Here is a 6,681-nt window from a genome sequence, read left to right as displayed (position 1 = left end):
TGCCATCATTTGGTGATTGTGATGCTCTGAGTGAGAAACTTGTGCAGGAGTTCGTTTTGCAGAAACTCAATGGCGGACTCAGCATCAAAACGGTGAAGGACATCTTGATTGTCCTAAAAATGGTGATGAAGTTCGGAGTAAAGAACGAATGGATGAACTATTGTGAGTGGGACATCAAGTACCCCACGACAGAGACCAACAAGGAAATAGAGGTGCTGACGGTGGCACACCACAAAAAGATCCTCGATTTCATCAAATAGAACTTCACATTCCGCAACCTTGGTATCTATATCAGTCTGACCACAGGCTTGCGTATCGGAGAGATTTGCGGTCTGAAATGGTCAGACATTAACACCGACAACGGCACAATTACCGTGAACCGCACCATTGAACGCATCTACATTGTGGAGGGCGAACGCAAGCACACGGAGTTGGTCATCAACACACCCAAGACCAAGAACTCATGCCGTGAGATACCGATGAACAAGGAACTGCTGGCGATGGTGAAACCTCTGAAAAAGGTGGTAAACACAGACTTCTATGTGCTGACCAATGAGGAGAAACCAACCGAACCTCGCACCTATCGCAACTATTATCATCGGTTGATGGCGCATCTTGACATTCCTCGACTAAAGTATCACGGACTGCGCCACAGCTTTGCCACACGCTGCATTGAAAGCAACTGCGACTACAAGACCGTAAGCGTACTGCTCGGTCATGCCAACATCACAACAACCCTTAATCTCTATGTTCACCCAAACATGGAACAGAAGAAAAAGTGCATCACCAAGATGTTCAAGTCTTTGGGAAAATAGGGAAGAAAAATAGCATAGGCAATAAAAGGCAAAAGGATGAGGTGACTCCACATCACCCCATCCTCCGCTTACTTGTCTATGTATGATGCAACAAAATAAACAATTGAAATGACCGCTTAAAGGAAACACGGCAAGACCTCATCCGTATTTTTTCTTCCACAACCGAACCAAGTTAATGATAAAATCCGTAAATTTGCATTGTCCCAAATCCCGAGACAAGGAAAGCGGATTTTAGCTTCATCGAGATTGGAGCACAACCTAAAATTTCAATAATAAGCAATAACCATTAAATCAAACAACAATGACAGTTCAGACATTTCAAAAGGGCAAATTCTACACGCTGCCCATCAAAGCCTTAAGGGAAGAAGGCAACAACACTTTCTTCATCGTAAACGCCAACAACAGGGAGTATGCAATCCGAATGTTCGATTTCCAGAAATCCGACAAAAAAGTATTGCAAATGGAGGAATTGCCATGTATGGTTAAAGACATACACGGCGACAACATCGTATTCGTGCAAAACTTCGCCCGGATGTTCGAAGACATTTATATATCTGGAAAGGTTTACCCATTCATTGTAAACAAGGAAGCCTATAATCCGAATAACGAGTTCAGGTATTATGACATAAGGGATTACAATGGTGTGCCCTTCAGAATAAAATGTGAAAAGAACACATTCTTAGTGCCAAACCAGAAAATCAGATGTATGGTGTCAAGGCCAAGCCTGAACAAGATGATTCTGATACTTGAAAACACGAAAAAGGACGTTATCGTAAACTGCATAAGCCCCAAGGAACTGCTGAGGAAAAGCGGCATCGAAGAAAGGTATCAAAGGTTTATCCTGTACAGTTTTGCGACCAATCCCGGATTTGAAGAGGCAAGGGAATATTATGAACAAGGCAATCCGGAATGGGTGATAAAGGCGATAACAGCCATCGTGGAAGTGGAACAATGGCCGAACCTTTCAAATAAAAACAAAGAAATTCTACTCTCATGCTACCACAGAATTTGCCTTTATCTGCTTGAAGATTCCGATTATCTGCATCAGTTCAACGAGTCGGACAGGGAAAATTTCCAGACATGGATTGCCGACAGGGTGACGATGTCTGAAACTTATCTTGAATGCCTTTCGTTTATCGGCGAAAAGAAATGCAGCGAAGAGACAGACCTGATACTCAGGAAAATCCGCAATTCAGGATATATTTACCACCCACACAAAAGGATGCGGCTGCTGATTGCCATGTTCTCACTCCAACCGGAACTTCTGGAAGAGAAGATCGACGCCATCCTTGACCTGCTCGCAGAAAAGGCAAAAGAATGGAAAACGGCATCATTCAACGATGCCTTCTCCAGCTTCCTTCAGTTCTATGTCATGTCTAATATGGAGAAGACAAACCGCGAGGCAGTAATCGACAACGAGCAGAACAACTTGCTGCTGAGCCGCATGGTGCGTTCTATATGCTATCTGCTCCTGATGACCAACGGCAAGGACATAAACGTGGCATTATACCGTTCGCTGCTGTTCCACTATCTGTCATTCACAAGGAGCAGAAATGTGCTTGGCGACAACGACCACACCCACAACCTCGCCGAACAACTTGCAGACAGGGCATTCACCACCCTTGTGGTGTCTGAAGACAAGATGAAAGACTTCTCATGGGGCAGGGATTTCAGACAGACGGAACTTCTGGCATACCAGATGGCGGCAACCAAGGAAAGCAGCACTACCTTCCTCACACGCTCATACGAGGCTCACAACGTGCGCTTCACCGTAAGTGCCGACAGCATAACAATAGCGAGGTCTTCTTCTGCCTCAAAAGAGAAGAACATACTCCCGCAGGATTTCCCAGGATGGTTCAACCTGCAGATATTCCTTGACCAACCCGGAAAATACTCTATCGGAAAGAAGGCAAAGGTAAGAATGTGGAAAGACTATTGGAAGAAAGTTGAAAACGCCCTTTTTGAGGAGAAGAAGACGCCATCCATACACCCCCAACGCAAGATTGCCCCAGAGGTGGGCACAACTGTCACCATCAGAGTGCTCTGGAAGGACGAGTACCACCAAAACAGGTTTTACTGCAGAATTGAGGATGACCAATATGAGGGCGAGGGCTGGATTGACACATACCAGAAAGGAGGCTCTATAGGTCTGTTCCATTACGACCCACAACTGGACATCGATTCTTTCTACATCGACGGCAAGCCTATCCTGTTCAAGGCAAGGGTGAATTCCGTTGGCAGCCCAAACGACGAGGTGCGCACCTATATGTTTGACGCCGTGTCATTCATTGACGGGCTAATCAAAGATCAGGTTAGTTTCGGCGAAGAGTCCGACTGCACCATATTCTACTACGATCCAAAGAATGATATCTTCTGTGGTGTTACAGAATACGGCTATGGCATCTTCATACATCCCTCTGATGAGTTCGCCCAGTTAAACATCGGCGACACGGTAAGTGTTCGTGTGACTGACGCTTCCCGTCCAAACGCAATACAGGGAGAAATAACCGGTATTGGAGAAAAGGCGGTTGTCATCAAAGAGGCAGCAGAAAGCGTGCTTCATGAGTACAAGGATGAGCTATACGAGGAAACTGAGGAAGAACTGGAAGAAGAAGCGATGGCGGCATCTGAAGACATCTTCGAACTGGACTACATGAAAGAAATCATCAACATCTTCGACCATAAGGCGGTGTTGGAAACCGACAATATCCGTGCCTATGCGTTCCTGTCGATAGCCCACATCCTGTCAAAGATGATCGACGACAAGGCGATGATGCAATATCTGGAACAAAGGCAGCACTTCCTCAGCATACTGGAAGACTATGGCGAGAATGGCAAGATAAACGACGAGGAACTTGAAGCACTGGGCAATGACTACGGCGACATCGTTGAAAAATTCCCTATCCTCAAGCAGCGCCTCTCGGAAATGAGAATCGTGAACTGCTTCGGACAGCAAGACAAGAACCCGTATCTGTGGAGCATGGTGAACGACAACGAACCTGACAACATTCTCAGCAAACTCTCGCGTCTGATGCTGTCATACAACATGGCGGAAGGCTTTGGACTGCAGGAGCACCAGAAGGCTATCATAAACAAGATAAGGGGCGTTCTGAACGTGAACGTAGAACTTCCGCAGATTTACTCGTTCGGAGAAGAAAACCAGACCACAGAGTTCAAGACATCAATCGTGTTCCCTCCAAACAACAATATGCGTGCGGATATCAAGCAACAGACGTTCAACATCATGAAGGTGATCTGCGGCATGGTAAACGCATACGGTGGAACCCTCTATCTCGGTGTCTACGACACAGGCACCGCCAAGGGTCTTGCCGACGACCTGGAATTCTTTGAAGATAGCAAAGACAAGTTCGACCTCTATGTCAGAAACCAGATTCGCACTTCTCTCGGCGATTCGGTAAACGCCTCTGTCGTCATTGAGCATCCCGAGGCTGGCAAGCACTGGATATATGCCATCAAGGTGGCTGCAAGCAAGACTCCGATTCCTTTGCGGCTCGACAACAATTTCTATCTGCGGGAAGGGTCTTCAACACATCTCATCGACCAGTCGCAACTGATAGACATCATGAAAGAACGAAACTTCGCCCAATACGACACAAGAGTGTCGGAACCGGAAGAAGAAGACGATGTTCAGGAAACTGCCGAGCAGGAGGAAAAGAAGGAGCAGACGGTCAAAATCAAGACAAAGGCATTGCCTGACGACATAATCGGCACAAGTGAACTGAGAAGCAACATCACAGAAAACTGGGTTGACGGCTATGGCATTGACACTTCCTGCTATCTGCGCATACAATCAATCGGAAACTGGTGCATGCTGGACGAAGTGGAATGGGAGGACGGCATCCTGACGCTCGCCATTCATGACGATGAACTTGAGGGCAGTCTGATTGTCGTATATGAAGACGGCAAGGTGAACAGGATTCCTATGGACCAGCTGACAGACAAGAGCAGAGGCAGTTCATACAAGATGTATGCACAGAGCAAACCAATCTTCATCTGTCCTGCCCGTAAGGATGACGCTCTGCTTACAGCATACGAGGATGACAAGGGGAAACAGTTCCTCCGTCTTGACGATGTTTCAAACATAGAAGAGGGAAAGATGCTTTCTGCCGGCAACACGCTTACTGACGTTGGGTTCTCCAAAATATTCTTCTGTGAGATCATTGCCAAAGAGTATCACGAAGAACTGCATCGCCTGCACAACCTGAAACGCAGCTCTCTTGGTTTCCAGGCTCTGACCAGCTACGGACAGAAGGAGCAGGAAGTAATGAGAAAGATAGGCATAGAATTATAAGCCTCATCTCAACTGACAATGAATAACGCAACTCAGGCAATAACGTTTGAGTTGCGTTTTTCATCTTGACATGCATCAAACCGATGTTTCACATGGCTCAGACAGGCTCTAAGACAAAGAAAATCCATAATGCTTACAAAAAGTAAGTTAAAACGGCAAGAAACAGCAAAAACCTGCTATGTAACATATAAATTTATTTTGTTACAAGCCAAAAACGCTATAAATTTGCAACAGTTATCCTGAATACAATCTTTTTACCTTAGAAGCTAATACCTATTGAATCAAAAAACAGCTCTCTGTGAAGAAAGCTGTTTTTATTTTTTTATCCTAAATCTGTAAATAATCAACCTTGCATTATCCTCAGGACCAGAATCCCGGCAAGCCTTAATTACCGATTTCGGAATATATGAAAAATCTACGGAAAAGAAACTCCAGTTAAGCCTCAGCCATACCAGGAATCTCCTCTGCGCAAGAAACGCCGGTGTAGGTCAGAACAGGAAGTTCGCCGGTCAATGCTCCGAAAGCATTCTCTGCCAACGACTCCATCTCGTTCTCTCCCGGCAAAACGACTACCTTACAAAGATATTCTATCTGCTCCTTGATGTCGGCAACGCAATAATCGCTGTATGCTATACCACCTGTAAGGATAATGGCGTCGCATTGTCCCTTCAAGGCAACGAACATCGCTCCGATCTCCTTTGCCACGGTATAATCCATAGCTGCAACGAGAGTCTTGTATGGCTCCTTGCCTTCAATAGCCTTCTCTTCGATGGTAATCATATCTGATGTACCAAGATATGCTGCAAGACCAGCCTTGCCATGGAGCATCTTCTTAACTTCATTGAGGGTATATTTGCCGCTGAAGCATAAAGTAGCCAAAGCCTCTGAAGGAACTGTTCCGGCACGCTCCGGAGAGATAGGACCTTCACCGTTGAGGGCGTTGTTGACATCAATCACGAGTCCCTTGCGATGGGCACCTACTGAGATACCACCTCCCAAGTGGACAACGATAAGATTGAGCTCTTCGTATTTCTTGCCAATAGACTTGGCGTAACGGCGGGCTACAGCCTTCTGGTTGAGAGCATGGAAGATTGACTCACGCTTGATGCCAGGAACACCGGAAACGCGGGCCTTCAACTGGAACTCGTCTACTACAACAGGGTCTGCAATGAAAGCAGGACAACCACACTCCTTGGCAATCTCATCGGCGATGATAGCTCCGAGGTTGCACACATGGTCGTGCTTGGTATGAAGCAGGTCGTGCTTCATCTTCTCGTTGACAGCATAAACTCCACCCTTGAGTGGGCAAAGCAGACCGCCACGACCCATAACAGCATCGAAATCCATAGCGATACCCTCGTCTTTCAGACGCTTCACGATGAACTCCTTACGATACTCATACTGATCTATCGTCTGATGGAAATGAGCGATTTCATTGAGGTCGTGATGGGCACCACCGGCCCAAACCTGTTTTCCATCTTCATAAATAGCCAACTTGGTAGAAGTGGAACCTGGGTTGATAGCAAGTATTTTCATTAAGATTAATATTGTATA

Annotated in this window: 2 protein-coding genes and 1 pseudogene; 2 read left to right on the top strand and 1 reads right to left on the bottom strand. The window is 46.1% G+C overall.

Annotated elements, in window-relative coordinates; all coding sequences use genetic code 11:
* A pseudogene (locus QVO99_RS03525) lies at positions 1 to 815 on the top strand (tyrosine-type recombinase/integrase); the annotation flags it as partial.
* Between the two features lie 301 nt (positions 816 to 1,116).
* On the top strand, positions 1,117 to 5,127 hold the full coding sequence (locus tag QVO99_RS03520) for an AlbA family DNA-binding domain-containing protein (RefSeq protein WP_022316218.1): 4,011 nt from the start codon (positions 1,117 to 1,119) through the stop codon (positions 5,125 to 5,127).
* Between the two features lie 435 nt (positions 5,128 to 5,562).
* Here QVO99_RS03520 and buk read toward each other — a convergent pair whose 3' ends face one another.
* Positions 5,563 to 6,663 carry a butyrate kinase gene (gene buk, locus QVO99_RS03515; protein ID WP_022316217.1) on the bottom strand — a complete coding sequence of 367 codons (1,101 nt, stop codon included), beginning with the start codon at positions 6,661 to 6,663 and terminating at the stop codon, positions 5,563 to 5,565.
* Positions 6,664 to 6,681 lie beyond the last annotated feature (18 nt).

It is taken from the genome of Prevotella sp. CAG:592 (assembly GCF_000436015.1).
GTDB classification, from domain to species: Bacteria; Bacteroidota; Bacteroidia; order Bacteroidales; family Bacteroidaceae; genus Prevotella; species Prevotella pectinovora.
Note: the sequence above shows the minus strand (reverse complement) of the source record. Positions and strands in the feature narration are given on the sequence as shown.